This window comes from Candidatus Cloacimonadota bacterium (assembly GCA_020532355.1).
Lineage (GTDB): Bacteria > Cloacimonadota > Cloacimonadia > Cloacimonadales > Cloacimonadaceae > UBA5456.
Map to the genome: position 1 here is coordinate 40,681 of JAJBBD010000138.1, position 20,366 is coordinate 61,046.

The 20,366-nt window shown below is 42.4% G+C and carries 13 protein-coding genes and 1 tRNA gene; 4 read left to right on the forward strand and 10 right to left on the reverse strand.

Annotated features, from left to right (window positions below):
• Positions 1–6: 6 nt before the first annotated feature.
• The 4 genes from gcvPB to LHW48_05130 form a co-directional block, all read right to left on the reverse strand.
• Positions 7–1,461, reverse strand: a complete 1,455-nt coding sequence (gcvPB, locus tag LHW48_05115) for an aminomethyl-transferring glycine dehydrogenase subunit GcvPB (GenBank protein ID MCB5259843.1) — start codon at positions 1,459–1,461, stop codon at positions 7–9.
• Complete coding sequence (gene gcvPA / locus LHW48_05120; GenBank protein MCB5259844.1) at positions 1,454–2,788, reverse strand: aminomethyl-transferring glycine dehydrogenase subunit GcvPA; 1,335 nt, start codon at positions 2,786–2,788, stop codon at positions 1,454–1,456. The genes gcvPB and gcvPA overlap by 8 nt, the downstream gene beginning before the upstream one ends.
• An 812-nt stretch (positions 2,789–3,600) precedes the next feature.
• Positions 3,601–5,733: an aldehyde:ferredoxin oxidoreductase gene (locus LHW48_05125; GenBank protein MCB5259845.1), complete on the reverse strand. Its 2,133-nt coding sequence runs from the start codon at positions 5,731–5,733 to the stop codon at positions 3,601–3,603.
• Positions 5,734–5,745: 12 nt separating this feature from the next.
• On the reverse strand, positions 5,746–6,129 hold the full coding sequence (locus LHW48_05130; GenBank protein ID MCB5259846.1) for a 4Fe-4S binding protein: 384 nt from the start codon (positions 6,127–6,129) through the stop codon (positions 5,746–5,748).
• A gap of 152 nt (positions 6,130–6,281) precedes the next feature.
• On the opposite strand from LHW48_05130, the gene LHW48_05135 reads away from it, so the two are divergent.
• From LHW48_05135 to alr, 4 genes are all read left to right on the forward strand, one after another.
• Positions 6,282–6,369, forward strand: a tRNA-Leu gene (locus tag LHW48_05135).
• A gap of 145 nt (positions 6,370–6,514) precedes the next feature.
• Entirely contained in the window at positions 6,515–7,033 is a 519-nt protein-coding gene (locus LHW48_05140) for a cupin domain-containing protein (GenBank protein ID MCB5259847.1), read from the forward strand.
• 10 nt (positions 7,034–7,043) lie between these two features.
• On the forward strand, positions 7,044–8,381 hold the full coding sequence (locus tag LHW48_05145; protein ID MCB5259848.1) for a PhoH family protein: 1,338 nt from the start codon (positions 7,044–7,046) through the stop codon (positions 8,379–8,381).
• Complete coding sequence (alr, locus tag LHW48_05150; GenBank protein ID MCB5259849.1) at positions 8,381–10,267, forward strand: alanine racemase; 1,887 nt, start codon at positions 8,381–8,383, stop codon at positions 10,265–10,267. Before LHW48_05145 ends, alr begins: the two co-directional genes overlap by 1 nt.
• Positions 10,268–10,414: 147 nt before the next feature.
• Here alr and LHW48_05155 read toward each other — a convergent pair whose 3' ends face one another.
• The 6 genes from LHW48_05155 to LHW48_05180 all read right to left on the reverse strand — a co-directional run bounded on the left by LHW48_05155 (position 10,415) and on the right by LHW48_05180 (position 19,910).
• Positions 10,415–12,328, reverse strand: a complete 1,914-nt coding sequence (locus LHW48_05155) for a SpoIIE family protein phosphatase (GenBank protein ID MCB5259850.1) — start codon at positions 12,326–12,328, stop codon at positions 10,415–10,417.
• Positions 12,312–13,343 (reverse strand): ABC transporter substrate-binding protein, encoded by a 1,032-nt coding sequence (locus tag LHW48_05160; protein ID MCB5259851.1) that lies wholly within the window; start codon positions 13,341–13,343, stop codon positions 12,312–12,314. The genes LHW48_05155 and LHW48_05160 overlap by 17 nt, the downstream gene beginning before the upstream one ends.
• Before the next feature lie 174 nt (positions 13,344–13,517).
• Entirely contained in the window at positions 13,518–14,597 is a 1,080-nt protein-coding gene (gene meaB, locus LHW48_05165) for a methylmalonyl Co-A mutase-associated GTPase MeaB (protein MCB5259852.1), read from the reverse strand.
• Entirely contained in the window at positions 14,590–16,731 is a 2,142-nt protein-coding gene (gene scpA, locus LHW48_05170; GenBank protein MCB5259853.1) for a methylmalonyl-CoA mutase, read from the reverse strand. The genes meaB and scpA overlap by 8 nt, the downstream gene beginning before the upstream one ends.
• Positions 16,731–18,605 carry an acyl-CoA mutase large subunit family protein gene (locus LHW48_05175; GenBank protein ID MCB5259854.1) on the reverse strand — a complete coding sequence of 625 codons (1,875 nt, stop codon included), beginning with the start codon at positions 18,603–18,605 and terminating at the stop codon, positions 16,731–16,733. The genes scpA and LHW48_05175 overlap by 1 nt, the downstream gene beginning before the upstream one ends.
• A gap of 18 nt (positions 18,606–18,623) precedes the next feature.
• Positions 18,624–19,910 (reverse strand): phosphoglycerate kinase, encoded by a 1,287-nt coding sequence (locus LHW48_05180; protein ID MCB5259855.1) that lies wholly within the window; start codon positions 19,908–19,910, stop codon positions 18,624–18,626.
• Positions 19,911–20,366: the final 456 nt, after the last annotated feature.

Here is a 20,366-nt window from a genome sequence, read left to right on the forward strand (position 1 = left end):
AAAATATTATTCCCCAATCTTAAAGATTGGATCTAGTTCTTTTACGGCACGTACGTCATCCACTCTCCTAACCGGTGTGGTAATTGGTGCCTCATGTAGTAATTCCGGATTTTGCTCCGCTTCCTGCGCTATTTCTATCATCGCCTGAGCAAATGCATTTAGTGATTCCAAGCTTTCAGTTTCGGTGGGCTCAATCATCATTGCCTCTGGTATGATTAGAGGAAAATACACTGTTGGAGCATGAAATCCCTTATCCAACAAACGCTTGGCAATATCCAAGGTACTTACCCCTTTCTCTTTCTTCTGTTTGCTTCCATCTGCAACAAATTCGTGCATACAATATTCCTGATGCTGTATGTGATAATAATCTTTGAGCATAGCCATTAAATAATTGGCGTTAATAATGGCGTTTTCGCTTACTCTGCGCAATCCTTCTGCTCCCAGCATCTTTATATATATATAGGCGCGCACCAATACCGCAAAGTTTCCGTAGAAAGTGTGCACTTTCCCGATTGATGTGCTTTTATGTGCATAATCCAGATGGTAACCGGCATCATCTTTGCTGATGGTGGGAACGGGCAAATAGGGAATCAGTTTTTCTACAACCCCCACAGGACCAGCTCCGGGTCCGCCACCGCCATGAGGGGTGGAAAAGGTTTTATGCAGGTTGAAGTGCATGATGTCAAAACCGATCTTTCCGGGTTGAACGATGCCCAAAAGCGCATTTAGATTAGCCCCATCCATATAGATCAGGGCATCAACGCTGTGCATAATTTCCGCGATCTCTTCAATCTGAGTTTCGAACAAACCCAGAGTATTGGGATTTGTAAGCATAAATCCGGCCGTGTTTTCATCCACCAATTCACGCAGACGAGCGATATCACAACGCCCTGCGGCATTAGATTTTAGCTCTATCACATCATACCCCACTAAGTGACAAGTAGCAGGATTTGTGCCATGCGCACTATCTGGAATGATTATCTTTGTTTTATTCGTATTTCCTTTGGCCTTATGATAGGCATCGATGATCTTGATGCCAGTAAATTCGCCCTGTGCTCCAGCTACTGGTTGCAAGGTCACTTTTGCCATACCGGATATCTCAGCAAGATCTTGCTGAAGCTCATAAAGAAGTTCCAATGCCCCTTGCAGTGTGCTTTCATGCTGATAGGGATGAATATTGGCAAAACAACTGTGTCTTGCCAGTAATTCATGAATCTTAGGGTTATATTTCATCGTACAGCTACCCAAAGGGTACAATCCTTTTTCGATGAAGTGGTTCTGCTGCGAAAGCTTAATGTAATGACGCATCACGTCCAGTTCACTCAGTTCCGGCATACGAGCCGCTTTCTCCCGATGAAATTTGACAGGAATGATTTTGTCTAACGGAGTATCGATCTCGCGAGGAGGCAAAGTTACACCTCTGCGACCAACAGATGTATATTCAAAAATCGTCTTAGGCATGGCACACCTCCTGCATCGCTTTTACAAAATCATCAATTGCAGCTTTGCTCTTCTTTTCCGTAACTGCCATCATCAATTCGTTTGTTCCTACCTCCACACCAGCGTATATGCCGTGAAGAAGCATCTTTTCAATGATAACTTTAGCTGGTTTAGGGCTTGTTATCACAAACTCTTTGAAGAAACTAGCAGCAGGATATTTTAGTTCTATTCCATTTATCTTGCAAAGCTCTTCTGCCAAATAGTGAGCTTTTTGTGTGCTTTGAATAGCTACTTCCCGCAAGCCTTCACGCCCCATCAGGCTCATATAGACGGTTGCAGCTAGAGTACATAGCGATTGATTGGAGCAAATGTTTGAGGTTGCTTTTGCTCTGCGGATATGCTGTTCACGGGCTTGCAGAGTAAGCACATAGGCTTTGTTACCATCTTTATCTAAAGTTCCACCAACTATACGACCCGGCATTTGACGGTTCATTTCCAGCTTTGTGGCAAAGAAACCAAACAGCGGTCCACCCATATACATGCTATTGCCCAAAGCCTGCCCTTCGCCAACCACTATATCCGCTTGATACTCTGATGGTGCATTAAGAATCGCCAACGAAATTGGGTCTACTGCGGCAATCAACAGGCAATTTTCCTGAGTGTGAACCATTTCAGAGATTTCAGATGTATCTTCTATATTACCAAAGTAATTTGGGCTTTGCACCACTACAGATCCAACGCTTTCATCAAGCATCCGCTGCAATGCTGCCAAATCTGTTAAGCCGTCTTTTGCTGGAATAGTAACAAGTTCCACTCCTGCGCCTTGAGTATAGGATTCTATAACTTTTACAAATTCCGGATTCAATGTGGAGGGCAATAGAGCTTTTTCCAGTTTATTTTTGCGCACAGCCATCAGAATAGCCTCTGCAATTGCGCTGGCACCGTCATACATCGACGCATTGGCAATTTCCATGCCGGTAAGCTCGCAAATCATGGTCTGATATTCATAGATAAATTGCAACGTACCTTGGCTAACTTCAGCTTGATAGGGGGTATAGGCCGTAAAGAACTCCGGGCGCGATACGATAGTATCTACCGCAGCGGGAATAAAGTGATCATACACTCCAGCGCCCAAGAAAGAATTGGCAGATTGAGCGCAGAGATTCTTACAGGTCTGCCCCTTGATCTTTTCGCTGATCTCCATTTCGGAGAGAGCTCTATCCAGTTTTAAGCCGCCCTTTATGCGGAATTTGGCAGGAATAGCATGGATAAGTTCGTCAAAATTATTCACTCCGATTTTGGCAAACATCTCCCGTCTATCTCTATCAGTATTAGAAATATACGGCATTTGTGCTCCTTTTTACCGCTTGGTAAAATAGTATTTTTTCCACGCTTTCGAATTGGCTGTTTATGTCAATGGAATTCTACGAGCCTGTCGAGCATGGACGAGCACTTTTGGCTATTATAATTTATAGGATTCATCTTGATATCAAATAATATCGATAAAGTGTCTGAAAAACTGCAAACTGAGAAAAAGTACTACTGTGAGATTGATTTTTGAACTAATATTTTCATAGTTGTTCAACTATGTTACCATGCTATGAAGCATTCTCAATATTCTTGCAAGCAAAAGGATAATGATTGGGACATCCTTATGCACTCACGGCAGAACCATAAATCTGTAGAGCGGGTAAAGGTGGTTGGTATGGCATGATTTTTATTCCCTAACGATTGCAGGCCTTTTCATAAAAGCATTTGCGATACTTCAGCCAACCAAGAGATTGCCGGATCCACCATATCTCCCTCATCACCTTAAGTATATTTCAAGCATGATTTAGGCAGGGATTCTCCTTTGCTCACAGGATGATGTCTGCTTAAAGCTTCGCTAGTGTTTACTTGAAAGAATGGGAAAACCACATGTAGTTATAAAAAAAAAGTAAACCCACTCCCAAATACAAGACCGTTGAATAGGCGGATACCAATATTACACGGGTGGTGAGTGAGCATAGATGCGATCCGAAGAAGCCCACCAAACCGATGTCTTGCACATAGATAATCTGCTATAGATAGATGTGCAACGGTCTCTAAGCGCTCTATTTCAAACACTTAAAAAGCCCATCCCCTCTCGGAGACAGGCTTTTCATGTTATATTTTTCTGATTTACAGGAAGCGTTTTACCACTTCTATCACTTCCGGTAGATCCATGCCTATATTTTTAAGATGTTCCAAAGTCGGCACGCCTTCTTTGGTCCAGCCCTTACGTTCATAAACGGCATCGACCAGTTGTTCATATTGATTTTCGCGATGCTTGCGGGTAATATCCATCTTTTCGGCTACGGATTTTCCGGCGGGGTCCACGCCAATCTTCTCTTTCAGAAGGTTATCGTAGCGTTCTTGGCGAGATATATACTCTTCCTCAGTAACAGGACCAACTGCGCGATACGGCGGCATATCGTCCTCGCGACGACCTCCACCCATTCTCATGCAGAAGACCTTCTGAAAATTATAAACCCTTTCACTTTGACGAATCAGCTCGTGTTTATCCATCGGTTTACCGGTGACGGCTTTATAGATATCCACATAGTTCTGCACGTGTTCAGGTACCTTTGCCGGTTCGTCGGTCTGAGCGTTATCGGAAGGCTCGATGTCGTTCCACGGCAATTTACATAATCCCTGCAAGCCAAACCAGGTACGAAACATGGGAAAATAATGCAAAGCTTCGGCTTTATCTTTGAATGTAGGAATTTGATTATTGACCATATCCATAAAAATTAACCAAGCTTCGTCGTGTTGCGGGCCTTTGAGCGCTAAAGTATATCCACCTTGTTGAGCCAGAGATTCTTTGCTCATATATTGGGAATATTCCAATCCTTTTGCTTCCATACCGATGTCTTGCAAAAACTGAGGATCAGCGCCATACATTTCGGCAAAGATCTTCTTCATGCGGCGTACGCCTTGACCTACGATCATGCCAAACCCTTCGCCGCGAGCCATTTGGTGAAGGATCTCCAAAGCGGCATCGGCATTGCCCCATGTGAGTTCCAAACCTCCGGTACGTTCTTTATTTAAAATACCGTTTTCGTAGCATTCCATAGCGAATGCTACGCTGGTGCCAAAAGAGATCGTATCCACACCATAGGTGTCACAATAAAAGTTGATTTCCACCACATCTTTGGGATCCCATACGCAGATATTTGAACCACAACCGCCGGCAGTCTCGTATTCGGGACCATCAACCGTTACGGGCTGGCCTTTGTAAGGACCGGTGCGTGGTTTGAAGTTATCCACCGCCTTACAGCAGGAAAGCGAGCAACCAAACCAGCAGCCATCTGCCATCCCTTGGGTAAAGAGCTTGGTAAATTCGCGAGAGTGCAATCCTTCGGCTTCGGGCATCTGACCGTATTTAAAGTTCTTGATGGGCAAAAGGTCATAATCGTTCATGATCTCCATCAAGTGAGCAGTGCCAACCTGATGCATGCGGCATTGAGAGTCATCTCCAGCTTCAATTTCTTTGTGGAGCTTGAGCCCGGTTTTCTGCAGAGAGGGCAAGTCTGCGGGATTGTTGGTATCCACTTTAAGACCGGAATATTTCACCACTAAGGCTTTGATCTTTTTGTGTCTGAAAGCAGTACCCGTACCGCCGCGTCCGGCTTGTTTAAGGCGGGCAACCTTGCGGCGTTTATCCCAAAACGAGAAGTTCAGACAAGTAATAAGGACATTATCCGCCGCCTGTCCCGAAGAAACCACCGATACGTTCTGCATCTTGTCTTCACTATCGGCAAATTCTTTGTGCAAGGATTCTGCAAGCAAGTGACTATTGATTTCTTCATCAGGTGCACTCATAATCTTTACAATTCCTTTGTCGCCGTCGATATATACAATAACCTCTTCATCGGCAATGCCTTGCAATTCCAGAGCATCAAAGCCGGCAAACTTGCAATAGGGACCAAAGTGCCCCCCTACGTTGCAATCCACCGGAATGCCAGTTAAGGGGGATATTGTTGTAACAATGGACTTTCCGCTGCCAGGATATGAGGTGTTTCCACAAAGCGGTCCAAACGATATGCAGACTTCATTTTCGGGATCGTTCCATTTGGTGTTATCTTTTACACCATGCCACATCAAATAGAGGTCAAAGCCCTTGCCACCCGTGAATTTATCGATCATCATGTTGCTTACTGGCTTTTCTTTGATTTCTTTTGTGCCCACGTTAACATATAAGGTGCGGCGGTTATATCCTTTTTCGATAGGTTTTAAAGTGTAACGGTATTCAGCCAAAACTTTCCGGTTCATCATCATATCTCCTTATACCTCTACTATTTCCAGTGCTTCTGCGGGGCAAGTTTTCACACAGGCTCCGCAAGCAATGCACTTGAATGGGTTATGCTTGCCAAAAGCTGTACGCATGCTGTTTGTAGGGCATACTGCCACGCACATCAAACATCCGATGCAAAGGTTACGGGAAAGCATCACTACACCTTGTTTGTTTACAGTAAGTGCCATAGTGGGGCAAACTGCCACACAGGCTTGACATTGGTTGCACACATTCATTTGGGGGGGATTTGTTTCGTCATGAATTTGGATGCAAGATAGTTCGGGATTGTCTTCTTTAAAATAGAGATTAGAACAAGTGCTCTCACACACGTGGCACGAGATACACTTATCCGGATAAGTTTTCAGCATTTTCATCGCCTTATGCTCCTATGAATTATATGATTATCTATTGGTGACAACTTTATGTAAGAGCATTTAGTGGTCAATCATAATCTTTGTAGATAACTTAATTAAAGATTTTGGCTTGACAGAAAGACGCCGTTTTACAGATTGGCAACACTGTTTGTGCTGAAGTGGTGAAATTGGTATACACGCTAGTTTCAGGGACTAGTGAGCAATACGCTCATGGGGGTTCGAGTCCCCCCTTCAGCACCATTATTTTACTCCTAGTTCAGCAATTATTCTCTCTAATCTCGTAAGTTAGGCAAGCTATCAATCTTTGGTTCAACGTTTGAATAAAAAGATTGACTTATAGTAGCATATAGCTTTTTATTGTTTCATCATCAAAAAGGAGAATGCCATGCAAAGCTATCGAGATATTATCGAGCGGTTAAACCTTTTGCCTCATCCAGAAGGAGGTTACTATCGTAGAAACTGGCAATCTGAGCTAGAGGCAGAAGCACAAGATACAACTGGCAAAAAGATACATTCCCGACGCAGTATTGGCTCATCAATACTATATCTGCTTCCATTTCAGGAAGTTAGTGCTTGGCATAGGGTATCTTGTGATGAAATGTGGCATTATTATGCAGGCAGCCCGCTTAAGCTTATTCTTTTAAGCAAACAACACGGCATGCGGCAACAGGTTTTGGGAAATAATTTGCATAATGATGAACTGCCCCAGTTTATTATTCCACGCAATACCTGGTTTTGTGCAGAAGTGATCGAGATAGATTCATACAGTTTTTGTGGTTGCACCTTATGGCCTTCATTTAGCTATGCAGATTTTGAATTGGCAAATAAGGAGAGACTTTTGGAAGAATTTCCCGAACATCGTGATCTGATAAATCACATCTTCGACAAACAGAAATTTGAATAACGGAGTTAAAATGGAAAAAAAGATATTTGTGCTGGATACAAATGTGCTGATTCATAACCCACGCGCTCTTTTTGCTTTTGAGGATAATCGAGTAGTAATCCCAATAGTAGTAATTGAAGAAATAGATCAGTTTAAGAAGGGTCTCGATGAAAAAAGTCGTAATGCCAGACAAATTGGCAGGTATTTGGATGATCTTCGCAAGAACGGAAAGCTTCAAGAGGGTGTGCCAACAGATCAGGGGGGCATAATCCAAGTAACGGTAAATCGAGAAGTTACAGACGCAGCATCGAAACTAATATTTATGGATAGAAACGATAACCTGATAATCGGAACCGCTTTATATTTTCAACAAAAATATCCGGATTCTAAAGTAATCTTAGTATCGAAAGATGTTAATGTACGCATTAAAGCGGATACTATGGGTATTCAAGCTGAGAACTTTGAGAACGATACAATCAATTTTGATGAATTTTTTACTGGCTGGACTCATGAAGAACTACCTGGAGAATTGCTGGAAAAACTCAATCAAAATGACTATATTAATAACCCTCTTGAGAACCTGTTTCCCAATCAGTTTGTGCGGATTACTTCTGAAGGGCACAGCGAAAGAATTCAAACCTTACGCTACAATGCAGAGAGTAACAAATTGTTTAAACTTAGCCATTATAAGGGGCAGGATGTTTTTGGCATCACAGCGCGAAATTTTGAGCAGGAAATGGCTTTAGACTTGTTGTTGGATGACGATATTAAGCTGGTTAGCCTTTCCGGTAAAGCCGGCACCGGAAAGACGCTTTTGGCTATTGCCGCCGGTTTGGCAAAAGTGGTCGATGAAGAACGCTATACTAGACTGGTTATCTCTCGCCCCATCTCTCCACTGGGGAAAGACTTGGGTTATCTGCCCGGCAATAAAGCCGAAAAATTTAATCCTTGGATGCAACCTATTTATGACAATATGGACATTCTTCTTTCCTTGCATGACGAGAAGCAAGAAGGACAAAGAACTAAAAAGAAAGCCACCATTGATGATTATATGGATTATGGATTCTTGGAATTGGAGCCACTCACCTATATTCGTGGGCGTAGCCTTCCAGATCAGTTTATAATAATTGACGAAGCGCAGAATCTTAGTCCCCACGAGATGAAAACTATTATAACCCGAGCAGGGAAAAACACCAAAATTGTGCTCACCGGAGACCCATATCAGATCGACATCCCTTACCTGGATGCAATAAGCAACGGTCTTTCTGTAGCTGTAGAAAAGCTAAAGGGAGAACCGATGGTAGGTCATATGACTTTAGAAAAAGGAGAGCGCTCCGCTTTAGCAGATCTGGCGGCAAAATACTTTTGATGGAACGTAAAATAGTGGAACGCAGCTGGGTAGAAATTGATCTGGCGGCGTTTAGAAAAAATCTTAGCTTTCTCAAGACTTTTCTGCAACCGTATCAGTCATTTTTACAGATCGTAAAAGCAGATGCCTATGGACATGGCGCAAAAGAGATCGCCGAAACAGCCCTTTCAGAAGGGGCAGTTTATCTGGGAGTTGCAAATGTGGAAGAAGGCAAATTGCTTAGAATACAGGGTATATCTGCCCCTATTCTCATCCTGTCTCCCAGTTTAGCATCTGAAACTGATGAAATAGTAAAATACGATCTTGTACCAGCAGTTTCAGATTTGGACTTTGCCGATTCTCTGACACAAGCAGCCATCAACGCAGAGCAAAGCGTTAAGATCCATCTAAAAATCGATACAGGTATGCACCGCAGTGGAATACGCATAGAAGAAGCCAATAGTTTTTATACAAGTATTCTCCAGTACAAAAACTTGGAAGTAGAAGGCATATTTAGTCATTTTAGCTCGGCGGAAAGCGATCCGGATTTCTGCCATGAACAGGAGAAACTTTTTGAAGCATTCATAAGAAATATTGTACCAAAACCTAAATACATCCACATCTCAAATAGTGCCGGAACCATTAATGGGCACGGGAAGCAGTGCAATCTGTCCCGCTTTGGAATATCCAGTTTTGGGGTAGATAGCATTGGAAAATACCACAATAAACTTAGTCCGGTAATGACCTTCAAATCCATTCTTAGTCAAGTTAAAACTATTAAAACCGGTGAAAGTGTAGGCTACAATAGAGATTGGGTGGCCACTTCACCCGGCTGCTATGGCATTATTCCTATTGGCTATGCAGATGGTTACGACTTCATGCTTTCGGGCAAGGGGCTTGTGTCTGTGCGCGGTGTTTTATGCCCAGTAATCGGAAGAATCTCGATGGATATGATTACAATAAATCTTAGCGCTCAACCAGAGGCCAAAGTTGGCGATGAAGTTGAGCTTCTGGGCAATCAAGCCTTGCCTTTACGAGCCGAAAATTTGTCAAAACTATATGGTGGTTCTGCTTATGAGCTCTTATGCCAGTTGGGAAGAAGGGCACGCAGATTCTATAAAAGCAATGACCACATATTACATAGCACTCCTTTGGCAAGGCGGGATTTTATCGCAACAGATTTTGGCGATAGCAAGTTGAATCAGATTATCTCTTCTGCCTTAGCTAAACGTCTGGAAAGTGAGGAAATAGGCGAGCTAATCTATCGTGAAATCTTACGAAGCTTTTTTTACGATAAAGATCGGGATGTACATTATCGGCGAAATTTTGTTCATAAAATCAGTTTTGTGGATTGCAGTGAAAATGGATACTTCCGAGTAAAAACTCTGCTTAGCTACCGCAAGATATTGGATTACAACTATTTTATTGTGGCTTGTGCCGGCTCGGACGAAATATTGAGGAACTACTTTATGCGCTCTGATGTTGAATATAGATGGCTTCTAGATTCAGGCGTGAGCATCAATAGTAGTAACTTCAAAGTGGATTCGGTAAAAGTGAACCGACTGGATATGTTAAAGGAGTTAAGATTTCAAAAAGGCGCTTTGGAAATACACTGTCGTCATGTAGAGCTTGATGCCCTGCGAGGCACAGAAGTTGAATTTGAGATTTGCACAAGCACTCTGTATCCGGCAAATATCCATCAGTTATCTGTATTTATTAGCGAACTAACACGAGGCATAGAAATATCCTTTGAATACCCAACAGAACTTGGTAATGTAGAGCCTGTCAGTATATTCTCAGGACAAGAAAAGAATCCTGATGTGAGCCGAGAAGAAAACAAGATCACAATCAAGACCAAACCAGATGAATGGGTATTCCCACTTTCGGGTGTTGTTTTCACATATTAATTTTCTGGGATTGTAATAAATCGGAGTAATGGACAGCACTACACCCAATTAGTATGGTAACCAAAAAGACCATCATTACAAAACCTAAATGTGGCTATTTCCCAAACCATCAATTGTTTTAAGCTATATGACAGCAATCTTAATAAGTTAGCCAATTTCAGGATGCTTATAGTCTATCACAAGAAGTGTAATATCATCCTTACTTCTTGCCCCTTTAGCAAAAATATGTACTTCTTCCAGTATCTTTTTTGCCGTAATTTCAGGATTGGATAGAGTAAGCTTCCCCAAAATTGTCTCCAAGCCTGTTAAACCTAAGAATTCGTCGTGAGCATTCATTGCTTCGGTGATTCCATCCGTAAACAAAATGATTTCATCACCCATATTAAGTTGGATCTCATCGCTACCAATCTCCAGATTCTCAAAAACTCCCAATGCAGTAGAATGAGTTTCGCCATACTTAATGAAACTTCGGTCCATTCTGCGTATGTATAGGGGCACATGCCCGCAATTTGAGTATTGCAACGTACCGGTTTTCAAATCCAAGATTCCCAAAAGTGCCGTAACAAAATTAGTTTCAATATTGTTTCTGCACAAAAAGTTATTAAGTTGCAGCAAAAGATCACTACTTGTTTTATAGAAGGGCGCTATAGAAGGTAATAATGTAGAAGCCATGGTCATTGCCATTGCAGCCACTATTCCCTTTCCTAAAACATCTGCAATTACAAAGCAGAAATGCTCATCATCAATTAAAAAATAGTCATATAGGTCACCGCCAATATCTCCTGCTGGCTCCAGAATGCCATAAGCCCTTAATTCGTTTATCCCGAATGGGTGTTCACTGTTTACTGGAATCAGCTTGTTTTGAATCTCGCTGGCATATATTACATCTCCGCGAATCTGGTTCTTTTCTTCAGTAGTGATCCGCAAGTTCTTGATATAATCCTTTAGCGATGCCTGCATTGCCGAAAAGGATTGAGCCAGCGTTGCAATTTCTGCAGTTTTATCAGAAACAGGAATTTGAGCATTAAAGTCTCCGGTCCCAATACGATCAGCTACTTGCGCAAGCCGCTTGAGGGGGCGCGATACATTTAATACCCTAGCATAGATCATTATTGCTACACTCAAAAAGATCAAGATGTAGGCAACTGTTTGGATCATTAGTACTAGACTTACGTCACGCATCAAATAATTTTCATCAATTGCCACACCCACTGACCAACGGTTACTTAATAAGGGCTGGTAATATATCCAAGCCTTTCTAAAAGGAGAGTTACCTCTAATGCGTACGTGTCCTTGTTTGCCGGAAACCATTGCATAACCCAAGTCGGATAGATCTTTATCGTTATACTCTTCGGCTAAACTAAATAAGCTTTGATTCATGATCAAATCCGAATTACGGTGTGCCACCAGTGCCCCCGTGGTAGAAACAAGAAAGCTGGAACCAATCTTAAAATACCCACTGCCAGAAATAAGCTCTTGTAGATAGCCTAGTTCTATATCAAACCGAATCATCCCTGTGCCTTTACCTGCTTCAAAAATGGGTAATGAGTACGAAATAACCAGTTCTCCCTTACCTTCGGTATCTACCCAAGGTTCAGACCAATAGGGCAATTCGGTTATATGGGGGATCTGAAACCAATCTTGAAAGCGGTAATCTAAACCACTTATGCTTCTGGTTGTATATCGATGCCTAAGCGTAAAATGAATAGTTGGTTCAATACCTTTATCCAAATTCTCCGCAATACAAATAGAATGTATTTGGGGGTTATCTAGAAGAATATCGTGCAAAAAAATCTCTTTCTTTTCCACAGTGATATCATGCTCGGATAAAACCTTTCGTGTAATTCTGGCAAAACCTTCTATTCTAAATAATATGCCATCAATTAGATAGATCCGTTCGTGAGCAAGATGGCGCATATTATCTAATTGATTATCGAGCATGATCTTATGATATAAAGAGCGAGTAATCAGAATTGATGCTAAAAAAATTATCAACATAAAGACAAAGACAAAGGATATCAAATGATATGCCAGAGTCCTATCTTCATTTTTGTACGCCATAGGGGAAAAACTCCTCATATCTTATGTTTCGTGGAAAATTGTTGTATTCTACCAATGCATTTAAAGCCAGGTTGAAATCTGTCCTTTTTAGCCAACCTAATTGCTCTTTTGTGGGAGCAATTGCTTCTTTCATGCCTTCCAACATCCATTGTTGATGAGCCCTGTTTGCCTTAAGATTATCTGCTTGCATTCTTTTTAGTACTACATCCAAGGTTTCATTTATGTGGCTAAATGCATATAACCAACCATCCATTGTTGCCTTTGCGAATGCCTCACACTCTTTGGGATGAGACTTGTAGAAACTGGGGGTCACATATAAACCTTCATCTGGTATGGATAAGCCGAATTCGGCAACATCTACCACAAATAAATCCTCTTCTTTGATACCGGCTTGCAGCATCTGATGGTACTCATTATAGTGCATGGCATTGATAACATCAACTGCATTTTGAGTGAAGAGATTTATCGACCAGTCTATATCAATTACTTTCATGGGGATTTGTAGTTTGTTCATAAAGATCTTGGAAATTAGAAATGAAGCACTGCGCCATAAGCCGATTTTTTTCCCCTTAAAATCTTCAATAGAGTTTATCCCTCGAGATCTCTTGCCTATAAGGAGTAAAGAATTCTTCTGCGTAATTTGTCCTATATTTACGATCTTGGTGCTATCTCGACAGTGCTCCAAAGCATGAAGAAGATCCAGGTGTACGATGTCGGTTTTACCCGCAACCAAACTGTCTAGAGCGTCATGAGATTGTAATAGTTCTTGAATTTGTACATTCAAACCGTGTTGCGCATAAAAACCCTTTTCCAGCGCCATGTATATTCCTGCAAATTGAGCTTGAGTATGCCATTTGGGACGATAGCGGATAGTAAATAGGTCTTGCGTTGAGTTCGCATCATTGGTAAAAACACTGGAATTATGTTCGCGCAACTTATCTGATTTGCACGACACAAGAGTAAATAGACATAATAGAGCAAGCGTAACAAAACTTAAGTTACATCTATCCTTCATACTTTCTTCTCCAATGCTTTTTATAGTTTATGGTTTCTATTACAAGCCGAAGAACAGACGCTCATCAACTCAACTATAAATTCATTTAATATATTATAGCGCTGTGATTGCAATAAAAATATTGGGATTTAGCCAAAACAACTGTAGAAATAATTCAACTACCCTAATTAAGTTCTATTCTTCCAGCAAGATAGAAACGGCTAATGCTACAGGTATTTCACCCTTCGCTACCTGTTCACGCAACCTAGGTAGGCGAGATTTTGTAGAATTAGATTGATAGAAGCGAGTGAGTACTGCCTCCGAAATTAGATCTTCAAACCAAGCGGCAACTTGATTGAGCCGTCGCTCTGTAAAAATGCCTGATGCCTTTGTTTTATCTTGAAATTCAGTTATTGTCTTCCATATCTCGGGAATGCCCACACCATTTTGGGAGGAACAAGTAAGAGCTTTTGTTTTCCATCCTTTAGTAGCATTGCGGATATAATGTAAAGCATTGTTATATTCACGAGAAGCCAGTTCTGCATTATGGATGTTATCCCCATCTGCCTTATTCACTACAATCAGATCTGCCAATTCCATAATACCTTTTTTTATGCCTTGCAATTCGTCTCCAGCTCCGGCTATCTGCATCAAAAGGAAGAAATCTACCATCGAGCGTACTGTGGTTTCGCTCTGTCCTACTCCCACAGTCTCAATTAAGATTACTTCAAAACCTGCCGCTTCACATAGGACAATGCTTTCTCTGGTTTTTCTGGCTACTCCTCCCAACACTCCGGCTGCAGGTGAAGGGCGAATGAAGCTCATTTGATTGCGGGCAAGTTCTTCCATGCGAGTTTTATCCCCCAAGATACTGCCGTGTGAAAGGGTGGATGAAGGATCCACCGCTAAGACTGCAATCTTCTTTCTCTGTTGGGCAAGATACAAGCCAAAGCGCTCAATGAAGCTGCTTTTCCCCACTCCAGGAACTCCGGTAATTCCGATACGGATGGAATTACCGGAAAGTGGCAGGAGTCTTTTTAACAGCTCCTGTGCAATCTCGAAATGTTTGGGAGAGTTGCTCTCCACCAATGTTATAGCCTTAGCCAAAATGGTCCTGTTGCCTGCTATAACTCCGCTTTCCAGGGCATCCAAATCCCAGATTTTTCTGGGATGCCCTTTGTGGGGCTCAGCTACGGATTCCTTCTTGCTTATAACCGAGCTGGCAAAAGCTACGCCCGCATTTTCTGGAGTCCATTCTGGTTTGCGTTTATTCATTGTGCTCCAGCAGTTTTTCCATCATTTTCGCTGCTGCCGTAGGCAAATGCGTTCCCGGTCCAAAAATTGCCGATGCTCCATGTTGATACAGATAATCATAATCAGCTTGGGGAATCACGCCTCCAACAATAACCATAATGTCTTCTCTATCATGTTTTTTAAGCTCTTCCATCAGTTGAGGCAGCAGAGTTTTGTGTCCTGCCGCCAAAGAACTCATCCCAATAATGTGTACATCGTTCTCTATTGCTTGACGCGCAGTTTCTTCCGGTGTTTGGAACAGCGGTCCCATGTCCACGTCAAACCCCATATCGGCATAAGCCGTTGCCACTACTTTCGCACCCCGATCATGGCCATCTTGCCCCATTTTGGCAATCAGGATACGGGGTCTACGCCCTTCCTGTTCTGCAAATTTGTCGGTTAAGGCTCTAACTTTTTCGATGTCTTCCATATTTGCATACTCGCTACTATAAACATTGCTTATTAGTTTTATCTCTGCCTGATGGCGTCCAAACACCTTTTCCATAGCATCTGAAATCTCACCCAAAGAAGCTCGGGCACGAGCAGCTGCGATAGCCAATTCCAGCAGATTCCCGTCCTTATTTTCTGCAGCATTGGTAATGGCAGCCAATTTATTCTGTACTACCGATTCATCCCGATTTTTGCGCAGCAACTCCAAGCGTGCAAGTTGGGCAGTGCGTACTGCTGAATTATCTACTTCTAAGGTTTCGATGGGATCTTCTTTATCCAGGCGGTATTTATTAACTCCCACAATTGTATCTGCGCTACTATCGATCTTTGCCTGGCGTCGCGCAGAGGCTTCTTCAATGCGCATCTTAGGCAAACCGGTTTGTATTGCTTTAGCCATACCACCCAGTTTTTCCACTTCCATTATATGATCCCAAGCCTTATGCATCAGTTCATTGGTAAGTGTTTCTACGTAATAAGAGCCAGCCCAAGGATCTATAACTTTACACACATTGGTTTCATGCTGTAAGAACAATTGTGTATTACGTGCTATGCGTGCCGAGAAATCGGTAGGCAATGCAATCGCCTCATCCAGTGAATTTGTATGCAGACTTTGAGTATGCCCCATCGTTGCCGCCAAAGCTTCGATACAAGTGCGAGCCACATTATTGAATGGATCCTGCTCGGTGAGGCTCCAACCCGATGTTTGCGAGTGTGTTCTTAGCGCCATGGATTTTGGATTTTGAGGCTTAAATTCCTTGATGATTTTTGCCCAAAGCATGCGTGCACTACGCAATTTAGCTATCTCCATAAAGTAGTTCATACCCTCTGCCCAAAAGAAGGACAATCGCGGTGCAAACACATCAATATCGATTCCCGCAGCTATTCCCGTGCGGGCATATTCCAGCCCATCTGCCAGAGTATATGCCATTTCCAGATCTGCCGTAGCGCCGGCTTCATGCATGTGATATCCGGAAATACTGATACTATTGAACTTCGGCATCTTACGAGAAGTATAACTGAAGATATCGGCAATAATGCGCATGGATGCTTCCGGTGGGTAGATATAGGTATTGCGTACCATATATTCTTTCAAAATGTCGTTTTGGATAGTGCCGTTAAGTTGCTCCGGTTTCACCCCCTGCTCTTCGGCAGCCACGATGTAGAAAGCCATAATCGGGATCACAGCCCCATTCATTGTCATGGATACACTCATTTTATCCAAAGGAATCTGATCGAAGAGAATCTTCATATCCAAAATGCTATCCACTGCCACTCCGGCTTTGCCCACATCCCCTATAACGCGAGGATGATCCGAATCGTAGCCCCTGTGTGTGGCAAGATCAAAAGCTATTGAAAGCCCTTTCTGCCCCATTGCCAGATTGCGGCGATAAAAGGCATTAGATTCTTCTGCTGTCGAGAATCCTGCATATTGACGAATAGTCCACGGCCTCTGCACATACATGCTGGGATATGGCCCTCTTAAATACGGTGCTATGCCGCTCAAATAATCCAAATGTTGCAATTCTTTAATATCTTCGGCGCAATAAACTGGTTTAACGGCTATCTGTTCGTTTGTATGCCAAACATTGTCTATTGTATTAGTTGATACTTCCTTATTTATGATAGAGGAGAAATCCGGTTTGAGTGTCGTAAAATCTGGTTTCATTAGTTCACCTCCATTTGTCGTGCTAATTCTTTGAGCGTATCGTAGACATTTGCGCGTATGTTTATAAACATATCGATCCCAGATTTCTTGTAGGATTCCACCATATCAGACGGAAATCCTGCAAGTATCTTAATTCTACCGCTCAACTTTGCACATAATGCCGGTACCAATTCCTGATATTTCTCATCTGTGCTGCAAATACACACAGCAGAGTAGTCTTTGGCTGCTTCCACCGCTGTTTCCACATCGTCATAACCCGTTTTGTACACAACCTTAAATCCTCCCACTTGAAAGAACCCGGAAGAAAAATCTGCCCGTGCTTTATATTCTGCCAAAGTGCCCATCGTTAGCAAAAAGACTTCCTTTCCAGCTTGTTGCACCTTTGCTCTAAAAGCTTCCAAAGCCTCCACTGCTCTAAGCCTCGGTAATGCACCCCGTTCCAAGCTTACCGCCGCTTCATTCGCTTTACTCAGGCTTCCAATTATTGTTAAGGCTTGATCTTCGGGATTGGCATACATATTGACGCCCACAAATACATCACGCCGTTTGTGTACTGCATCAATCTTGGCTTTTGCGGTTTGGGCAATCATATCATGCACCTTCCCAGCTCTTAAAGCACGTATCATCCCCCCTTCGGTTTCCAATTTCTGCATTATCTGCCAAGCGAGTTCTGCTAATTGCGCAGTTAGGCTTTCAATATAATAGCAACCTCCTGCCGGATCTACCACTTTGCTGAAGTGTGCTTCTTCTGCAAGAATCAATTGCTGATTGCGAGCTATTCTGCGAGCAAAAGCATTATCCTCTTTTACGAGTTGATCAAAAGGATCGGTTTCCATGCTATCCACTCCACCTATTACTCCCGAAAAACTCTCGGTTGTGGTACGTAGCATATTTACATACAGATCGTATGTAGATTTGTTGAAGCTTGCCGTTTTGCCATGAATCCAGATTTTCTGAGAATTTGCATCGCCTCCAAAGGCTCTAATCATCTCAGCCCATAGTAGGCGGAATGCACGCACTTTAGCAATTTCCATAAAGAAATTTGACCCCAAAGACAGCTTAACAGCAAAAAGCGGTGCCACTGTATTGATATCCATCCCGGCAGCCAGCATCCCATGAATGTATCCAATGGCAGTATCCAGCACAAAAGCTAATTCCTGCGTACTAGATGCACCGGCAGCTTCATATACCGTACCGTCTACAATAAACGCTCGGATTTTCGGTGCCCGATTTGCCCTTTGAATTACGCTATCCGATACTTTTTGCCAAACTTCTTCCAAAGGTTTAGAAAGATATCCCTTGCGTGCAAATTCACTGGTTGGATCATAGCCCAAAAATGCTTGCAAATCGCGCAAATTCTTCTGCTGTTCTTCCAGATACTCATCAAGAATGCCCAACACATCTTCATCATCGGTATCCATCTGAATAAACAGCGGAGCCGCAGCCAAATCTATACCATCTAATGCAATACGCAGATCCTTTAGGCTTTTAAGCTTGATCCCACCGGGAAAATCGTCGTGTGCCAGCTTCAGATTTACCATCGAAAGACCACGCATCAGTTCGTACTTTAAGTTCTTATTCAATTCTTTCAGGTCCGGATTTTGTTGCGCTTGAGCTACTTTCCAGCCCTCTGCTATAAACTTCTGCGGATCGTTGCCTCTTACATAGGGTGTTTGCCCAGGTTCACTTTTACAAAATCCAAATCTGGCAATATCTTCTTTACGGTAGATCGGATTTAAAGTGATTTCTTCAATCGTGCGAGTTTTCATCACCTTGTCGTAATCCGCACCCTTCAAAGAATCCTCTACCAACTTCTTCCATTCTTCCCATTTGGGTGGAGAAAAATCTTTACTTAAGTTCAATTTAGTATCCACTTAGCTGAACTCCTTATCTTATTCTTGTATTAAAGCTTGAACTGGTTTCATGCCCATTGCCGAACCACTCTCGATAGCTGAAAGAATAGCACCGCCGCCTGTAAAAAAATAGTACGATGCATTTCTTTGCGCTTGAGCAAACATACCCGGGAGATAGGTACCAAAATCTTGAATTGTATCTCCTCCCCCAAATAACTTGCGTGCCAGCGAGTTCTCATCGATCAGGCGATACATAGCCATGCTGCCCTCAGCAAAAAGCGCCGTATAACCCATTACTGCATTTACAAATACAGTGCCGGCACCAGCAAATACCTTTTTAATCTCTTCTTGCGCAAACGATTCCGGAGCCGCATCCAAAATATAACCAATGGCTTCACTTTGATCCCATTCTGCTAAATCCTTGATGTTATATACATCCCAGTTATCCTCTGTACGCTCATCAATACTGCTACACAATACTACATAGGGCAGTTCTACCACTTTCCGGATACTTTCTCCGCTATCACGGATGAACTGCTTGGCTGCCGAAACATCAGCTTCGTTGATGCCGCTAATATTAATGCCATATTTTGCAGCTAGATAGGCATTGTAGATTACCCCTCCCAAGACCAGATGGTCTGCATTTTGGATTAGAGCGGAAAGTGGTCCGATCTTGGTATCGAATTTACTCCCCGCTACCACTGCCACTAAAGGACGCTTAGGCTTAAACACTTTCTCCAGACTGTCGATTTCTTTTTGCATCAACAATCCCGCATAAGATGGCAAATACTTGGTGATATGATAGGTGCTCGCATGAGCCTGCCAACTACCAAAAGCATCGTTAATATACACATCGGCAAAAGCCGCCAGAGCTTTGGCAAAATTATCCGCACTTTCGTCTTTGGCTTCTTCGCCTTTGAACCAGCGCGTATTGGGTAAATAAACAAAATCGCATGCGCCCTTTTTTAGGAGGGAAACACCTTCTGCTAACGGATTTAAATCGCTAATCCCATAAGAATCTGTTGCCGGCATTTTCGGAACAAAACCTTTTAGCTGCAATTTTTGGCCTAGATAGTCCACAATCGCATCTACAGATTCCAGCTCAGATATACTTATCTTTTTTGTTAGCTTATCGTAGGGACGTCCTACATGACTCATCAGGATGGGCATGCCGCCCTTTTTAAAGATATGAAGCAAAGTAGGAATTGTGGCATCAATGCGCATGGGATCTTTGATCCTGCCTTTTTTTACCACATTATGATCCATACGGACAAGCACAATCTTGCCCCTAAGATCTGCATCCATCATGCCTGGTATGTAGCTCATGTTTCACTCCAGTTTTATGTTTTTTAGCTCAATTCAACTTAGAGATTTCATTGTTTGTGCAATTGGCTTTACGTCAAGAACTTTTTGGATTCTGAGTAAAGTGAATTTAGCAACAGATGAATATAAAGAGTCACTCATATTTACAAATGGAGATCGCTTGGATAAATGGGAATGAAGTCTTATGTGGTTGGGAGATAGAAAAGACTTTTTATGGATAATTGCTTGCTTGGGTTTAGACCTTTTTGTGCGTGTTTGGATCACCAATTATTGCAAATTGAGCTTACTTCGGACAATTTATGGTCTTTGGCGTTTAGCTCTGAATTTACCGAATTTCATAAGCCGCAAAGAAGTAACAATACTCCGATCAGAAATGCATCACCCCCCTTTTCTTCGTCTATAATCCTAACCTTGTAATCTGAATGATTAAGTCGCATTTCTACCAGTTTAGATAATAAA